The following is a 16,600-nucleotide window of genomic DNA, read 5'->3' on the forward strand; positions in this document are numbered from 1 at the left end:
GCGCAAAATTTATGCATTGGAGAGATCATGTTGCACTCCAGACGCCTTCTTTACATCAACGAGATCGCCCGTTGCGGTTCGATCCGCAAGGCGGCCGCGCGCCTCAACGTGGCGTCGTCGGCGGTCAACAGGCAGATTTTGGCGCTGGAGGAGGAGATCGGGGCGCCGCTTTTCGAGCGGCTGCCGCGTGGCCTGCGGCTCACGGCTGCCGGCGAACTCTGCATCGAGCATATTCGGGACGTGCTGAAGAATTATGAGCGCCTGGAGGGGCGCATCCGCAGCCTCAAGATGCAGCAGGCAGGCAAGGTGCGCATGGTGACGACCGTTGGGCTTGCCGCCGGGCCGCTGCCCGAAATCATCGCGCGCTTTCTTTCAGAGCATCCGCGCGTCTTCGTCCAGCTGCGCAACGATACCGGCGGCACGACGGCCAACCCTGTTGTATCAGGCGAGGTGGATATCGGTCTCGGCTTCAACATCCCCGCCATGCCCGGCATCCGCACCCTCGGAAATTTCGATATCCCGATCGGTGTCGTGCTGCCGCCGGGGCATCAGCTGATCGGCCCCGGGCCGATCAACCTTGCCGATGTCACCCAGGAAAAACTGGTTCTGGCGCAGCCGGGCACCAGCCTGCGCGAGGTGATCAACCTTGCTTTTGCGCGCCTGCCCATCTCGGTCGAGCCGGTGCTGGAAACCAATGCATCGGAGATGCTGAAACAGCTTGTCAAATGCGGCACAGGGCTGACGCTGCTCAATCCGCTCGACGTCATCACCGAATGCCGGCGCGGTGAACTTGTCTTCCGGCCGATCGCCGAGCCGCATGCGCGTTACCAGCAGATGAAGCTGTTTGCGCGTGCCCGCGCGCCCCTCGACGCGGCCACCAGCCTTTTCGTCGAATATCTGCTCGCCGAACTGCTCGGCCTGGTGCAGGAATTGCAGGCCAAGGGTCATATCCCACCGGATGTGAAACCCGCGGCTGAGCCTATTTCACATAGAGATTCGAAAGCGGATAGGCCTTGAGATCGTGGAGCAGCTCGACAAACCCCTTGACCTGATGGCGGCAGATCGCCTCGCCCTTTTCGGCTGTGGCGATCGAGGCATCGCCGACCACGCCGAAGGGATTGAGGTCATGCGCGATCCAGGCCAGCGAATGCGGCGGCAGAGGCTGAAGAAATTTCGATTGCTCTCGCATCCCTTCGGCCTTCGAGGCAAAGTTTTGGGCCTTGTCCATGCGCACCAGTTCGGGGCGGAAGTTGAGCATCAACGACGTCTCGACATCACCGCCGTGGATGCCGTATTTGCTCTCGTGATCGCTGACCATGCCTTCCGGATGACCGAAACGGCCCCATTGGGTGGAGACCACCGCCATTTGATGGCGCACGCGCAGTTCGCGCGCGACGATGCTCATGATGTCGACATTGCCGCCGTGGGAGTTGACGATCACCATCTTCCGCAGCCCGGCTTCGGCAACCTTTGCGCCAATCGCCGTCCAGACGGGGATGAGCAGTTCGGCACTGAGCGACAGAGTGCCGGGGCCGTAGATGTGTTCGTTGGCCTTGCCGATCTCCTGTGTCGGAAGAACCAGGATATCCAGATCCTCCGGCTGCTGCCGCTTCAACTCCGCCAGCATGCCGGTCGCGATCGCGACATCCGTTGCGACCGGCAGATGCGGGCCGTGCTGTTCGGTCGAGGCGATAGGCAGGATAGCAATCGTGGTCTCGGGGGAGAGGCCGGCAAAATCATATGTGTTGAGCTCGTTCCAGTAAAACGGCGTGGGCATGCGGTCATCCCTTTTCGTCACCTGCTTCGATAGGGAGTAGGGAATAAAGATAAGCCGGAAAAGCATCATTTTTTGCGCATGGCGCTGCTTTTTTTCGCGCGCATCGGCGGCCGTTACTCCGCGGGCGCTTCAGCATCCAATCCGACTTTACTGAATATGTGGCTCGCAGCATCATACGAGCGCGGCTCGGGGAATTCATGAGCTAGATCGATAACCGTATGCAACGGAAAGGGACTAATCAGACGGCGGAGTTGCACTACCTCAGCAGACGGCGTCGACGCGCGCCTATGTCCAACGAGCAAGGTGGAACACTTCATGCCAAGCCAGACACAACTGGAACTTTCCCGTCGAGATCTACTTATCTCGTCGGCCGCAGCGATTGCGGTCACCGGAGCCGTCGCGCCCGCAGCGGCACAGTCCCCAGGAAATGAAATGGCCTATACATCGAAAGTTTCTTTCGCGGTCAACGGCGAGAACCGTGATCTCGAGGTCGACAACAGAACGTCGCTGCTCGACGCGCTGCGCGAGCACCTGCATCTCACAGGCACGAAAAAGGGATGCGACCACGGCCAATGCGGTGCATGCACCGTGATGGTCGACGGCCACCGCATCAACGCCTGCCTGACGCTGGCGGTGATGCACGAAGGCGATCAAATCACCACGATCGAAGGCCTCGGCCAGCCTGAAAACCTTCATCCGATGCAGGCGGCCTTCGTCAAGCATGACGGCTTCCAGTGCGGCTACTGCACGCCGGGACAGATCTGTTCCTCCGTGGCCGTGCTCGAGGAGATCAAGGCGAACATACCGAGCCACGTCACCGGCGACCTTACGGCTCAGGCGGCTGTCACTGCGGCCGAGATCCGCGAACGCATGAGCGGTAACATCTGTCGATGCGGCGCCTATTCCAACATTCTCGATGCCATTTCGGAAGTCGCGGGGATAAGAGCATGAGAGCCTTTACCTATGAACGCGCCTCGTCCGTCGAGGCCGCGGCCAAGGCGGCCGCCTTAAATCCTGAGACCAAGTTCATCGCCGGCGGCACCAATCTCCTCGACCTGATGAAGCTCGAGATCGAGACGCCGACGCATCTGATCGACGTCAACGGTGTCGGCCTCGACAAGATCGAACCCACGCCGGAGGGCGGGCTGCGCATCGGCGCCTTGGTCCGCAACACCGATCTTGCCGCCCATGAGACCGTTCGCCGTGACTACGGCCTGCTCTCCAGGGCCCTGGTCGCCGGCGCCTCCGGGCAATTGCGCAACAAGGCAACCACGGCCGGCAACCTTCTGCAGCGCACGCGCTGTCCCTATTTCTATGACACGAACCAGCCGTGCAACAAGCGGCAGCCCGGCAGCGGCTGTTCCGCCATCGGCGGCTTCAGCCGCCAGCATGCCGTCGTCGGCACCAGCGAATCCTGCATCGCCACGCATCCGAGTGACATGGCCATCGCCATGCGGGCGCTCGATGCTGTTGTGGAAACCGTCAAGGCCGACGGCAGTCGCCGCGCGATTGCGATTGCCGACCTTCACCGGTTGCCCGGCGACACGCCCCATTTGGAGACCGTTCTCGAGCGCGGCGAGTTCATCACGGCGGTCCTGCTGCCGCCCCCGATCGGCGGCAAGCACATCTATCGTAAAGTCCGAGACCGCGCCTCCTATGCCTTCGCACTCGTCTCGGTCGGAGCCGTAATCCAATCGGACGGCACAGGACGGATCGCCGTCGGCGGCGTCGCCCACAAGCCATGGCGCATCGAGGCAGCCGAAGCCGAGCTGCCGAAAGGCGCGCGGGCGGCGGCAGGCGTTCTTCTTGCCGATGCCCATCCGACCGAACAGAACCGTTTCAAGGTCGATCTGGTCGAGCGCACGCTCGGCGCCGTCATTGCCGAAGCAAGGGGTTGAGCCATGCAGTTCGATACGCCAGCGACAACCAACCCGATCGACAATCTGAAGGTCGTCGGACAGCCGATCCACCGGATCGACGGTCAGCTCAAGACGACCGGGCGGGCAATGTATGCTTATGAGTGGCACGATCCGAATATGCGCTACGCCTATGGTTATCCGGTTGGCGCGGCCATCGCCAAGGGCCGCATCACCTCCATGGACGTTTCCGCCGCCAAGACGGCTCCGGGTGTGCTTGCCGTCGTGACGACACTCGACGTCGGCGAACGGAAGAAGGGCAAGTTCAACACCGCCAAGCTCTTCGGCGGCGACGAGGTTCAGCACTATCACCAGACAGTCGCCGTCGTCGTTGCCGAGAGCTTCGAGCAGGCGCGTGCCGCAGCCGCTCTGGTCAAGGTCGACTACGCCGAAGAAAAGGGTGTGTACGATCTCGGCCAGGCAAAGGATAAAGCCGTCAAGCCGGACCAATCGCAGCAGCCCGATACCGCAGTCGGCGATTTCGAGGCTGCCTTCAGGTCAGCGCCCGTCACTCTGGACGCGACCTACACGACGCCCGACCAATCCCATTCCATGATGGAGCCGCATGCTTCCATCGCTGCCTGGAGCGGCGATGAACTGACGGTGTGGACGTCAAGTCAGATGATCGACTGGTGGCGCACGGATCTGGCGACCACACTCGGCATCGACAAGGAAAAGGTCCATCTGATGTCGCCGTTCATCGGCGGCGGGTTCGGCGGCAAGCTCTTCCTGCGAGCCGACGCCGTGCTTGCCGCGTTCGGAGCAAAGGCGGTCGGGCGGCCGGTCAAAGTCGCTCTTCCACGACCGCTCATGCCGAACAACACAACTCATCGGCCGGCGACAATCCAGCGGATCCGTATTGGAACCGAGCGTGACGGCAAGATAACCGCCATTGCGCACGAAAGTTGGTCCGGCGACCAACCCGGCGGTCAGCTTGAGACCGCCGTCAATCAGACCCGTCTTCTCTATGCCGGGGCGAACCGCATGACCGCGATGCGGCTGGCAACACTTCACCTTCCAGAGGGCAACGCCATGCGCGCTCCGGGCGAAGCCCCCGGACTGATGGCGCTCGAAATCGCCATCGACGAGATTGCCGAAAAAGTTGAGATCGATCCCGTGCAGTTTCGGATCGTCAACGACACGCAGGTCGATCCGGAGAAGCCGGAGCGGCCTTTTTCCCAGCGCAATCTCATCGGCTGCCTCACGCTCGGTGCAGAGCGGTTTGGCTGGGGTCAACGGGGAAGACCAGGTTCCAAACGGGAGGGAAACTGGCTGGTCGGCATGGGCGTAGCCGCTGCCTTCCGCAACAACCTCGTGCTTCCTTCCGGAGCAAGGGTGAAGCTCGACCAAGAAGGCGTCGTGACGGTTGAAACCGACATGACCGATATCGGCACCGGCAGCTACACCATCATCGCCCAGACGGCCGCCGAAATGATGGGTGTCACGATCGACAAGGTTGCCGTCCAGCTCGGCGACTCGCGTTTTCCTGTTTCGGCAGGCTCCGGCGGACAGTTCGGTGCGAACTCTTCCACGTCTGGCGTCTATGCAGCCTGCGTCAAGCTGCGTGAAGCCATTGCCAAGAAGCTCGGCTTCAATTCCGAAGACGTCGTCTTCGAGAACGGAGAGGTCCGCTCGGGCAATCGTTCGGTGCCCCTTGCCGAGGCTGCCGGTCCGGATGGCCTTGTCGGCGAGGACACGATCAAGTGGGGTGAGCTCACCGAGACCCATCAGCAATCGACGTTCGGAGCGCACTTCGTGGAGGTTGGCGTCGACATTGCCACCGGTGAGAGCCGCATCCGCAAGATGCTCGCAGTCTGCGCGGCGGGCCGCATCCTCAACCCGATCACTGCCCGCGGCCAGGTCATCGGCGCGATGACGATGGGGGCCGGCGCAGCGCTGTCGGAGGAATTGGCGGTCGATACCCGCCGCGGCTTCTTCGTCAATCACGACCTCGCCAGCTACGAAGTCGCGGTGCATGCCGACATTCCGCACCAGGAGGTGATCTTCATGGACGAGACCGATCCGATGTCCTCGCCGATGAAGGCCAAGGGCGTCGGCGAACTCGGCCTTTGCGGCGTTGCGGCAGCGATCGCCAACGCCGTTTACAATGCGACCGGCGTCAGGGTTCGGCACTACCCGCTGAGGCTTGACAAGCTGATCGGCGGCCTGCCGGACGTGGCGTGATTATGTCGACGGCGGTGCGAAAGCCGGACCGTCGTTAATTCCTGTAGGATTTCCCATGGATCAGACACTTGCACCCGTCACGGCGCCAATTCCCGTCAGAGCCTCGTCCACCGACGACCCTGCGGAACTGCTTCGCTTCGCGATAGACGCCCATGGTCTTGGCGCGGCGGCACTTGCCACCCTCGTCGACATCCGGGGCGGGGCTGCACGCGCGCTCGGCGCTCATATGGTGGTCGCCGCAGACGGGCGGTTCTGCGGCTATGTCTCCGGCGGATGTGTCGAAGCCGCCGTCGCTTCCGAAGCGCTTCTGGCAATGGCGCAAGGGCGCGACCGCATGGTCAAGTTCGGCGACGGCTCGCCCTTCTTCGACATCGTCCTTCCCTGTGGTGGAGGAATCTCTGTCGCAATCCATGTCCTGAAAGATGTCGCAGCTTTGCGGCATGTGCTGGAGCGTCTCGAACGCAGGCAGGCAGCCGGCCTTGCATATTCGCCAGAGCGCCAGGCGCTCGAACCGGTAGAACCGCTGCCACGGACGTGCTGGCTCGAACGAGATTTCCTGACCGTCTACCGTCCCCGTACCCGCGTCCTCATTTCCGGGCAGACGATCGAAGCGCAAGCCGTCGTACGACTGGCCGAGGCTTCCGGCTACGACGTGATTGCCGTGCCGCCGGGCGGCGTCCGGCCGGTTGCCGACATCATCGATCCCTTCACGGCCATCGTGCTCCTGCATCATGAGCTTGACGCCGAAGCTGCCATTCTCGAGACCGCACTTGCCTCGCCTGGGTTCTACATCGGCGCGCTCGGCAGCACCCGGACGCATCGTCGACGTGTCGAGCGGCTGAGAGCCATGCCTTTCAGACGGGACGACATCGCTCGCATCAAGGCGCCTATCGGGATGTTCGGCCCGACACGGGATGCAACGTCGCTCGCCCTGTCGGTTCTGGCTGATATCGCCGCGGCAAGACTGGTGGCTTATGCCTAAGGCGTCGGTCGCGATCGTCGTTCTCGCTGCCGGCAAGGCAAGCCGGATGGGTGAGGGCGGGAAACACAAGTTGCTGGCCGAATTCGACGGCGTGCCGCTCGTGAGGCGGTCGGCATTGATCGCGCTCGGTGCGGATGCCGGATCCGTCATTGTCGTCACCGGCCATCGCAGGAGCGAGATCGAGGCCGCGCTCGATGGGCTCGATCTGACTTTCATCGATAATCCCGACTACGCCAGCGGCATGGCGAGTTCGCTGATGGCAGGTGTCTCATCAAAGTGGGCCGACGGCGCCGACGGCATTCTCGTCATGCTGGCCGATATGCCCGGCCTTTCCACCGCACATCTCGATGCCTTGATTTTCGCATTTCGCAATGCGGGCGGCGAGGCTGCCGTGCGCGCCGTCTCACGCGGCAAGCCCGGCAATCCCGTTATTCTGCCGCGTGCTCTCAAACAGGCAGTGCTGAGACTTGAGGGCGACGTCGGCGCGCGCGATATCATTGCGACGTCAGGGCTGCCCGTGCTCGATGTCGATGTCGGCGATGCGGCTTGCCTCGACGTCGATACGCCGGACGATATCGTGGCCGCCGGTGGCGCAATGAAGAACTAGTTCGCGGACAAGGCAGCGAGATGGTGCGGTTGCATTCGGTCTGGAACCACCACGGCTAAAGGTGGGTCGAGATATGTTTATTCACAGGTGACGTTGACGTCCGTCAGAACACGTCGTCACAGACGGGTTTCGATCCCGCGAAATAATTGTTATTGAGGACCCGGTTGCAGGTGTGAAAAACCTGCTGCAATGGAGAAGTGAGGACCGGCTCTATGCTCACTGAAGACGCTACTTTTTGGTGCCGGCAAGGCGCCTCCGCCCTGGACACACACCCTTACCAAACGGGGGCACCGTTTCAACCATTTCGCCCCCAGGTGACACGTACTCCGCCAATACAACGCGAGCCAGCGCGATCTTTCCATGGTTTGTCCGCATGCAGACCGTCGTTCTAACGGGTGGCTGCCAATGTGGCGCCGTGCGGTACGCGCTGGAGGAGCCGCCGCAAAACGTCCATATCTGCCACTGCCGGATGTGCCAGAAGGCTGTGGGCGGTCCGTTCGCGATCATCTGCCCGGTGATGAAGCCCGCTTTTCGCCTGACGCGTGGCGCAATCAGCTATTTTCGCAGCTCGGACGTCGGCCGACGTGGTTTTTGCCGTGACTGTGGCACCCCACTCACCTTCGATTATCCCGATGGTGACGACATCGGAGTTTTGGTCGGTACCCTCGATGAGCCCGATCGGGCGCCGCCCGAAAACCAATATGGCAACGAGAGCCGGGTATCCTGGTACGCCAACCTGGCCCAAGTGCCGGGCGAGCGACCGACCTACGCCGACGATCCCCAGATGTTGCACCGGATCAGCAGCACCAATCATCAGCATCCTGACCATGATACCGACCATTGGCCGCCGTCCGGCTAACTCTCAAACTTGTCCACCCACACAACGCGCGACTGGAGCGGCGACCCCCTCGGGCGGCGTGAAGCGGGCTGCAAGCCGTCGACCGAGCGACTACAGCTTATTGAGCGCCTGAGCGCAGTTTTTCAACGGCGACGGCAAGACAGGCCTTGAACGCGGCAAGATCCGTATAGAGCGCATCCCGCGCCGCGTCTCCGACGATGAGGACACCACCGCGCCGCTCGATCCCGGCGTGCAGCATCAGATTGTCGGCCAGGCCGAAATCCTCGACCGCAATTCCATTCGGGTCTCGCAATCGACCGTCGCCATCATAGGCGATGGCCCCGCCATAAAGATCGCTCACTCGCCCGCTGTGATCGCGAGCCACATTCGTGTAGGCGAATACAGGCTTACCGCTTGCGCACATAAAGCCGAGTTCGAAGGCTGTCCCTGTATCGGCCGCAATGCCGCGAAAGGGCGTCAGGTTGGCGATGATGGCGTCAGCCTCAATCATCATCTTCTCGTCCACCGCGTTTATCGCAGCCGCCCGCTCGCGCTTCGAGTTTGTGTGCGGGATTTCCAGATCGCCGGGCGACAGCGGGATAAGTCCCGCCTCACGGGCAAGTGCCGCCTTGCGGTCGAGCATTTCACGGGCATTGGGAAGGAAGACCTCCGGACCGGCGAGATAAACTTTTTTTGTCATAAAATCGCACCTAAAAGGGATGGGTTTGGCATCAAAATACCTTCCTCGCTCTACAGCGAAGTAGGATCACAATCCAGTGGGCGAAACCGCCCACTGGATTGTAAGGGCTGCGTCGGCAGCGCAACGCCATCGCCACATCGGGCCTGCTCGTGCTCGATGTCGAGATTGGCGACGCGGCCCCGCTCGACGTCGACACGCCGGACGGGTATTACCGCCGGTGTATCAACGCACCGACCGGAACGCCTCTCGCAATTCCTCAGCGAAGAGTTTGGGCTGTTCCCAGGCGGCGAAGTGACCGCCCATATCGACACGGTGGTAATAATGCAGCGTGGGATAGGCCTGCTTGCTCCAACTCTCCGGCGCCTGGTAGATCTCCTTTGGGAATACGCTGATGGCCACCGGGATCTTGATCTCTTTGGTCTTCTGGGCGTCTGCGCTGAAATTGTTGTTGTTGTTTTCCCAATAGAACCGCGACGAGGATGCCCCAGTGTTGGTCAGCCAGTACAGCGTGATGTCATTCAGCATTTCGTCCTTCGAAAAAACGCGTTCAGGAATGCCCTCACTGTCGCTCCACTGCGCAAATTTTTCGTAGATCCATGCAGCCAGGCCGGACGGCGAGTCGGAAAGCGAGTAGCCGATCGTCTGCGGACGCGTCACCATCACGGCGCCATAGGCGGCATTCCGGCCGAAGAAGGTGCTCAATGATTCATAGGCATTCCGCTCGGGCGCTGACAGTTCCGCAGGAGCCGGGTCTCCGCTGTTGATCGCCTTCGTGAGATTGCCCGGAACGGTCGCCGGCATGTTGAGATGGATACCAAGCAAGCCCTTGGGTGCCTGGCGCGCCAGCGCGTCGGAGATAACGGAGCCGTGGTCGCCACCCTGGGAAACGTAGTGCGCGTAGCCGAGCCGCTTCATCAGGATGTCCCATGCTCGGGCAACGCGGTCAGGCCCCCAGCCAAGCTCCGTCGGCTTACCCGAAAAGCCATAGCCGGGGATGGAAGGGATGACGACATCAAATGCGTCCTCCGCTTTACCGCCATAAGCAGTCGGATCTGTAAGAGGGCCGATCGCCTTGATGAACTCAAAGGTCGAGCCCGGCCAGCCATGGGTCAGAATGACCGGAAGGGCGTTGGGATGGCGCGATCGTACATGAATGAACTGGATATCGACCCCGTCGATCGTCGTGATGAATTCCGGAAGTGCATTGAGCTCAGCCTCGGCTTTGCGCCAATCGTAATCAGTGCCCCAGTAACGCACCAGATCCTGGACACGCGAAAGCTGAATGCCTTGCGAGGCGTCGCTCACCGTCTCCTTGTCTGGCCATCGCGTTTCGGCAATGCGCCTGCGCAGATCGTCAAGCTGTGACTGCGGAACAAGGATCTGGAACGGACGGATCGTTTCGTCGGCCCCGATCGGCGTCGCCGCCCCGTCCGATGTGAGGTCGGCGGCACTCGCTGGCACAAGGTAGCCGGCTGAAAACAGCAACATTGGTCCAACCGCCATCACCATTGCTCCGCGGGCAAGGCGGCGCCAGGCGAGAATATTGTCTATCTTCTTCATGAGGCACTCCATGTTGTTGTCGCCCAGGGGCGACATTTCGTGACGGAGTGATGTCTGACGGGTCTGCGTATCTGGCATGTTTCAAGAAATGCCGAAAAAGTATCGGAGTGTGGCGGCTACACAGAGGCGGGAACACGATCGTCATGGAACGACCTGGTGCCACTGCGCCTGAATAGGAAATCAAACACCTCATTGCTGCCTGCGGAGGCTCTCCAGCATAGCCTTGAATCCCGCGACCGCCCGCTTCGAAACCCCCTCCGGATTCTCGGCATTGGCGATCCAAAGCGCCATATGGCTGCTGGCGCCATTGATGAGGCGGGCGGCGGTTTCGGTGTCGATGTCGATGATCTCGCCATCGGCCTTGAGACGGTCGAGGCTGCGGGAGAGGGCGGCGATACAGCCGGGGGTGTTCTGCCATTGCGAGATGTCGCCGAGGACAGCCGGGCCATCGCGAAACATGATACGCCGGATTTCCGGCTCAAGCGCCATTTCGATATAAGCGGAGCACTCGTCGACAAAGCCCTGCCAGCGTGTCGGAGCGGCGGCCGAGACCTCGTTCAACCGCTCCGTCATCTCAGCGTCGATTTCCATGATGACAGCCTGCAGCAGACCCTTCTTGTCACCGAAGTGGTGATAGAGGGCCCCGCGCGTCAATCCCGCTTCGCCGGTGAAATCGTCCATCGAGGCTTCCGCGTAGCCGATCGTGCCAAAGGCACGCCGCCCGGCTGCGATAAGTTTGCCGCGGGTCTCTGCGATCATCTCCCGGCGCGGTTTGCGCATGGCTTCTCCATTGGCATACGCCGCGTATCTTTTTCATTGACATACGGAGCGTATGCATTATTTCTGAACACATACGCTCCGTATATAAGTGTTCTATCCGATAGCTGGAAGGATCGTCCCATGTCAAATCCGTATAGGCAAATATTCGCGGCACCTGGGGCCAAGGGCTTCTCCGCAGCCGGCTTTTTTGCACGCCTGCCCATCGCCATGGCGCCGATCGGCATCGTTGCCATGCTTTCCCAGGCACATGGCGAATATTGGCTGGCAGGCGCCGTATCGGCGACCTATGCACTCACCAATGCGGTGGTCTCGCCGCAGATTTCGCGAGCGGTCGATCGGTTGGGCCAGACGGCAGTGGTCGTTCCCACAACCGTCGTATCGGTGCTGGCGTTCATCGCCCTGATCACCGCGGCCAATCAGAAATGGCCGGTGTGGACCCTCTTTGCCTCAGCCTTCCTCGCGGCGGCTATGCCAAGCATTCCGGCGCTGATGCGGGCCCGCTGGACGGAACTCTTTCGCAACCGGCCCGAGCTCAACACGGCCTTCGCGTTCGAAAGTGCCGCGGACGAACTGGTCTATATCGCCGGCGCCTCGCTGTCGGTCGGGCTGGCCGTGGCGCTATTCCCGGAAGCCGGCATGATGGTGAGCACGGCTTTTCTGGCGCTCGGGACGGCCGCCTTCATCGTGCAGCGCGGCACCGAGCCGAAGGTGCGTCATGTCGCCGGCGCGGCTTCGGTTGGCTCCGCGATCCGCCAGCGTCCGGTGCAGATCATCACACTCGCGCTGATCTTTGTCGGCGCGATCTTCGCAACCGCTGAAGTGAGTGTTGTCGCCATCACCAAGGAGCTTGGTCAGCCGAATGCGGCAAGCCTTGTCATCGGTGTCTATGCCCTCGGTTCCTTCCTAGTGGGTTTGACCCTCGGCGCGCTTAATCTGCGCATCCCCTTGCACCGTCAGTTGCTGATCGCTGTTGCGATCCTCGCACTGACCTCGCTGCCGCTGCTCGTCGCCGGCAGCTCGGTAACCCTGCTTGCTATCGCCGTCTTCGTCAGCGGCATCGCGATCTCGCCGACCTTTATAACGGCCTTCGGACTGATTGAGCGTCGCGTGCCGGAATCGGTGCTGACGGAAGGCGTCACCTGGGTGATGACCGGCATCGGCATCGGGATGGCGCTCGGCGCCTTTGTCTCGGGCTGGGTCGTCGACACCTACGGTCCCCAGAGCGGGTTCTGGGTGTCTGCGGCGGCCGGGGCCGCCACCGTCCTTATCATCGCGCTCGGTCAGCGTACACTTTCGGGAGAGTGCACCGACGGGGAAGATTGCGCAATGCTGGAGCCGGCGCAGTAGGGTGGGCGATCGAAAGGAACGGCGCAGGAGACTTCCGAAACGCAGATGTGACTGACCTTATGCTGCAGGATATTCTGGCGGGCGTTCTGTTGCCCGGAACCAGGCTGAAGCAGATCGATCTGGAGCGCTGATCGACGCCATCGCCGTCTGCATCGAGGAATGCAATCCAACCAAGTCAAAACATCGCCTTCGCCCCGAGAGCAGGGGCGAACAGCGTTCGCCCCTCCCTGGCTCATTTCGTGATCGTCTTGCCGCTCGGCAGTTCCACGCTAATGACGTCATCGACACTACCGGCGCCGGTCTCTCCGACGGGTGCGACAGTCGCGGCTGAAAGAGCGTTCGTGTTGAGGGCATTGGCCGTAATGGCGTTCGCGGTGATGGCGTTGGCCGTTATCGCGTTCGCCGTGATGGCATTCGCGGTAATGGCATTTGCCGCTATCGCGTTTGCAGTGATGGCATTACTGACGGTCTCCGCAGATGCCGGAACTGCTGACGCGGTGAGAAGTGCGGCAACGACGAGTTGGCGGATTTTCATGATCATTTCCTTTGGTTGAAGAGAACCGAGGACAATCCAGCGGTTTTGAAATTCCTGCGCTTCAAGGATTTGAAGACAGGAAACGGTGTTGCCGCTAGTGGGAGCGGTTGAAAATCAACGCCTTGCCGAACAGTCCGCTTTTGGCGTTCTGTGCCGTGCAAAGCACCGAGCCGAGGCGGTTGGCGAGGCGGGGACAGGAGCGCTGCAGACCGTCGAGCGTCATCCTGTCCGGGACACGGGTATGAGCCACGCAGACAGCACCCGCGGTACTCCATCCCGCTTCGAAACTCAGCTCATCGCTCCCGGAACTCTCGGCCTCGCGTTGGATGCCGCGATCGTCGTAGATGTCGATCTTCATGCCCGTTCGGGTCGTGCCGCGATCGCCGCAATAGTCGGCACGGACCATATTGACGCAGGCGCGGTGATACTCCGCCAGATCCGTCCCGTCGGACAGGGTTTTCCAGGGCTTGTAACCGAAGCGGACGCACTTCCCCTGTGCTCCGGCTGAACATGTAAGGGTAAAACCGGACTGCGAAATCATCTTTCCCTCCGAATTCCATTGCCCCTTGAGCGGAAACATCCAGCGATTTCCATCAGGATCAGGGTCGCAGAGTTCGACCGGTGTTCGCCCGTCGACAACGGTGACTTTGTGCAGGAGCACCTCGCCGTCGGGATCACGGCTGTCGGTCACGATGTCATCAATGCGGACACGGTGGGCAACAGCATCGCCGGACAAGCGTAGCGACAGGGTTGCGCCAACGAGTTCCTTGCCCTGAAGAACTTTGCCGCTCGAGAAGGTAAATCGGAACGCAGTTCCGACCACCTCGGTTTTCTCGATCCGCTCCGGCGGCGACGCCGCGGCCGCAGCCGGAAGCGAAGAGCTCGCGAACGCCGCGCAAAAGAGCAGAGCGCCAACAGCCAGTTTCATAAATGTTGCGATCATTATGGCCACACGATCACAATAAATACCGCAACGGCTCTTGCGCGTTGGCGCAGTTGATAGTGGCGGATCCATGGAAGGTCTCGAGATCGAAGTTCTATGAAAGAGCGCGTCGCGCCTTGAGCAACGACGTCTAAAGGACCCTCCCGGCGCCGTCGTCACCCGCAAGTATGACGTCTTAAGCTTTGTCTCCCGCAGAGCTTGCGCCACGAAAGCTTTCGATTGCATATCTCCCAGTATTCCTGCCAGTGTCTGGCTGGCAGAGGTGGAAGAAGTGATTGCGCAGGGGACCGCATGAGTAGGCTGGGTGACGAAATACTGTCTTCGATAATCGGCGATATCTATGATTGCGCTTTGAGCCCGGAAGGCTGGACGGGTGTCATGACCCGCATTACCAGCACCATCGACGCGGCCTATACGACGATTGCACTCACTAGCGTCACGGATAGCCGAGGTAGATTTGCGGCTCAGTCTCCCTGGGACGCCGAGCAGTTGAGAGCGCTACAGGACTATGAACTCGACGCGATACCGGGCCTGAGGGCCGCGGTCATTGGCGACATTGATCTGCCGCAGCGGACATTGTCTCTCGTCAGCGAAGGGGAACTGGAGCAATCCGCATTCTTCCAAGAATGGGCAAAGCCTCAAGGCCTACGCGAGGCGTGTACGACGAAGTTCGTCCATACTGCCGACCGGATTGGACTATTCAGTACGACGACGTGGGCGAACCGGCCGCCCATCAGCGCCGAAGAACAGCGCTTTCTGGCCTTGCTTTCACCCCACCTGCGGCGAGCTTCCCTGATTGGCGACCTTTTGGATCAGACGCGCGTCACCACCGGCATGTATCGCGGTGTCCTCGACAGCCTCGCAGTTCCCGTCATTCTCACTGGGGCAGATGGGGCGGTTCTTCACGCCAACGCCCATGCGGCAAAATTGCTTGACGAGCGTATACTTCTGCGCTCGCGAAACGGCGTTCTTCACGCCCAGACACCCATGGTTTCACGTGCTTTGCTGGAAGCAATCGCGGCCGCAGCCCATGCGGACGCGCTGTTGGGGTCGCGCGGTATCGGCCTTCCGATTTCCACTCCGGGCCAGTCTCCGGCGGTCGCCTATATCCTGCCGTTGAGCGAAGGGACGGCTCGAGCAGCCTTTAGGCCTGCATGCGCTGCCGTGTTCGTATCAACCACCATTTCGGCTTCGCCTCCCCCGGAAGAGGTGTTGATCACGCTTTACGATCTGACCCCGGCCGAGGCGCGGGTCGTCCTGCAGATCGGCAGAGGATTGAGCGCTGCGCAATGTGCTGCAACTCTGGCAATCAGCGAGAATACGCTGAAGACCCATCTTGGCCGGGTCTATGCAAAGACCTCCACCGCACGTCAGGCCGATCTCGTCGCCCTCGTTTCGACGATCGCATCACCAATCATGCACGGGATGTCGCTGGCGACATCGGCTAACACCACGTGATACGGATTGCAGGGTCGATAGCTCGATCTCACCCAAGGCGACAGTCAAGACCTCACGGCACCTGAGCCCCACTCACCGCGACATAGACCGAATAAACCGAATGCGTCGCTGCAATAAACAGCCGGTTGCGTCTGGGCCCGCCGAAGGTGAGGTTGGCGACGGTCTGCGGGACGCGGATCTTGCCGATCAGTTTGCCTGTGGGGTCGAAGCAATGCACGCCATCGGCCGCGCTTGACCAGAGGTTCCCGTTCACGTCTGTGCGAATGCCGTCCGGGATGCCGATGTCGATGAGGCAGAAGACGCGGCCGTTCGTCAGCTTGTTGCCGTCGACCACGTCGAAAGCGCGGATGTGGCGCGGCAGGCTTTCGTCATGGCTTGCTGCCGAATCCGCCACATAGAGGATTGTCTCGTCGGGTGAGAAGGCGAGGCCGTTCGGCTGGATGAAATCCGTGACGACAGCTGCAAGCGCGCCGGTTACCGGATCGAGCCTGTAAACGTTGCGCGTCGGCTGTTCCGGCTCGGCGCGAAAGCCTTCATAGTCCGACATGATGCCGTAGGTCGGGTCGGTGAACCAGATCGTGCCGTCTGATTTCACTACCACGTCGTTCGGCGAATTGAGCCTGGCGCCGTCAAAACGGTCGGCGAGCACGGTGATCAAGCCGTCGACCTCTGTGCGCGTGACGCGGCGCGTCCCATGTTCGCAGGAGATCAGCCGCCCCTGCCTGTCGCGCGTATGGCCGTTGGTGAAGTTGGAGGGTTGGCGATAGACGGAGACGCCGTTCTCCGGCGTCCATCGCAGCATGCGCTGGTTGGGTATGTCGCTCCACAGCAGCTGGTTGGCGTCGTTGAACCAGACGGGACCCTCCGCCCAGCGGCAGCCGGAATAGAGTTCGTCGAGAGCGGCACTGGTCACGATCATCTGCCGGAAGCGCGGGTCGTGGATTTCGTAAATGCTGGCCTCGGCCATGGCGGT

Annotated in this window: 16 protein-coding genes; 9 read left to right on the forward strand and 7 right to left on the reverse strand. The window is 61.3% G+C overall.

Features of this window, described 5'->3' with window-relative positions; all coding sequences use genetic code 11:
• Nucleotides 1-27: 27 nt before the first annotated feature.
• Entirely contained in the window at nt 28-1,017 is a 990-nt protein-coding gene (locus tag N1937_RS25110) for a LysR substrate-binding domain-containing protein (protein ID WP_017967704.1), read from the forward strand.
• On the opposite strand, the gene N1937_RS25115 is transcribed toward N1937_RS25110, so the two are convergent.
• Nucleotides 980-1,846, reverse strand: coding sequence for a creatininase family protein (locus tag N1937_RS25115; protein ID WP_260059668.1), 867 nt, complete (start codon nt 1,844-1,846; stop codon nt 980-982). The genes N1937_RS25110 and N1937_RS25115 overlap by 38 nt on opposite strands.
• 234 nt (nt 1,847-2,080) lie before the next feature.
• On the opposite strand from N1937_RS25115, the gene paoA reads away from it, so the two are divergent.
• From paoA to N1937_RS25145, 6 genes are all read left to right on the forward strand, one after another.
• A complete protein-coding gene (gene paoA / locus N1937_RS25120; protein ID WP_260059669.1) occupies nt 2,081-2,728 on the forward strand; it encodes an aldehyde dehydrogenase iron-sulfur subunit PaoA in 648 nt (215 codons plus the stop codon).
• Nucleotides 2,725-3,675, forward strand: a complete 951-nt coding sequence (locus tag N1937_RS25125; RefSeq protein ID WP_260059670.1) for an FAD binding domain-containing protein — start codon at nt 2,725-2,727, stop codon at nt 3,673-3,675. Before paoA ends, N1937_RS25125 begins: the two co-directional genes overlap by 4 nt.
• Before the next feature lie 3 nt (nt 3,676-3,678).
• A complete protein-coding gene (gene paoC / locus N1937_RS25130; protein WP_260059672.1) occupies nt 3,679-5,877 on the forward strand; it encodes an aldehyde oxidoreductase molybdenum-binding subunit PaoC in 2,199 nt (732 codons plus the stop codon).
• A gap of 55 nt (nt 5,878-5,932) precedes the next feature.
• On the forward strand, nt 5,933-6,859 hold the full coding sequence (locus N1937_RS25135) for an XdhC family protein (RefSeq protein WP_260059673.1): 927 nt from the start codon (nt 5,933-5,935) through the stop codon (nt 6,857-6,859).
• Nucleotides 6,852-7,466 carry a nucleotidyltransferase family protein gene (locus tag N1937_RS25140; protein WP_260059674.1) on the forward strand — a complete coding sequence of 205 codons (615 nt, stop codon included), beginning with the start codon at nt 6,852-6,854 and terminating at the stop codon, nt 7,464-7,466. The genes N1937_RS25135 and N1937_RS25140 overlap by 8 nt, the downstream gene beginning before the upstream one ends.
• A gap of 373 nt (nt 7,467-7,839) precedes the next feature.
• Entirely contained in the window at nt 7,840-8,325 is a 486-nt protein-coding gene (locus N1937_RS25145) for a GFA family protein (RefSeq protein WP_170255587.1), read from the forward strand.
• Nucleotides 8,326-8,422: 97 nt separating this feature from the next.
• On the opposite strand, the gene N1937_RS25150 is transcribed toward N1937_RS25145, so the two are convergent.
• The 3 genes from N1937_RS25150 to N1937_RS25165 form a co-directional block, all read right to left on the reverse strand.
• On the reverse strand, nt 8,423-9,004 hold the full coding sequence (locus tag N1937_RS25150) for a nucleoside 2-deoxyribosyltransferase (protein ID WP_170255588.1): 582 nt from the start codon (nt 9,002-9,004) through the stop codon (nt 8,423-8,425).
• Between the two features lie 222 nt (nt 9,005-9,226).
• Nucleotides 9,227-10,564, reverse strand: a complete 1,338-nt coding sequence (locus tag N1937_RS25160; protein ID WP_222295219.1) for an epoxide hydrolase family protein — start codon at nt 10,562-10,564, stop codon at nt 9,227-9,229.
• A gap of 189 nt (nt 10,565-10,753) precedes the next feature.
• Nucleotides 10,754-11,344: a TetR/AcrR family transcriptional regulator gene (locus N1937_RS25165; RefSeq protein WP_222295220.1), complete on the reverse strand. Its 591-nt coding sequence runs from the start codon at nt 11,342-11,344 to the stop codon at nt 10,754-10,756.
• Nucleotides 11,345-11,464: 120 nt separating this feature from the next.
• Between N1937_RS25165 and N1937_RS25170 the strand changes: the two genes are divergently transcribed.
• Entirely contained in the window at nt 11,465-12,691 is a 1,227-nt protein-coding gene (locus N1937_RS25170; RefSeq protein ID WP_222295221.1) for an MFS transporter, read from the forward strand.
• Nucleotides 12,692-12,923: 232 nt separating this feature from the next.
• Here the strand turns inward: N1937_RS25170 and N1937_RS25175 are convergent, their stop codons facing one another.
• Both N1937_RS25175 and N1937_RS25180 read right to left on the reverse strand, forming a co-directional pair.
• Nucleotides 12,924-13,226, reverse strand: a complete 303-nt coding sequence (locus tag N1937_RS25175) for a hypothetical protein (RefSeq protein ID WP_222295222.1) — start codon at nt 13,224-13,226, stop codon at nt 12,924-12,926.
• 94 nt (nt 13,227-13,320) lie between these two features.
• Complete coding sequence (locus N1937_RS25180; protein ID WP_222295223.1) at nt 13,321-14,241, reverse strand: ADYC domain-containing protein; 921 nt, start codon at nt 14,239-14,241, stop codon at nt 13,321-13,323.
• Between the two features lie 306 nt (nt 14,242-14,547).
• On the opposite strand from N1937_RS25180, the gene N1937_RS25185 reads away from it, so the two are divergent.
• Nucleotides 14,548-15,627, forward strand: coding sequence for a LuxR C-terminal-related transcriptional regulator (locus N1937_RS25185; RefSeq protein WP_260059676.1), 1,080 nt, complete (start codon nt 14,548-14,550; stop codon nt 15,625-15,627).
• A 52-nt stretch (nt 15,628-15,679) separates the two neighbouring features.
• Here N1937_RS25185 and N1937_RS25190 read toward each other — a convergent pair whose 3' ends face one another.
• Nucleotides 15,680-16,594: an SMP-30/gluconolactonase/LRE family protein gene (locus N1937_RS25190; protein WP_222295224.1), complete on the reverse strand. Its 915-nt coding sequence runs from the start codon at nt 16,592-16,594 to the stop codon at nt 15,680-15,682.
• Nucleotides 16,595-16,600: the final 6 nt, after the last annotated feature.

The organism is Rhizobium sp. WSM4643, assembly GCF_025152745.1.
Lineage (GTDB): Bacteria > Pseudomonadota > Alphaproteobacteria > Rhizobiales > Rhizobiaceae > Rhizobium > Rhizobium leguminosarum_I.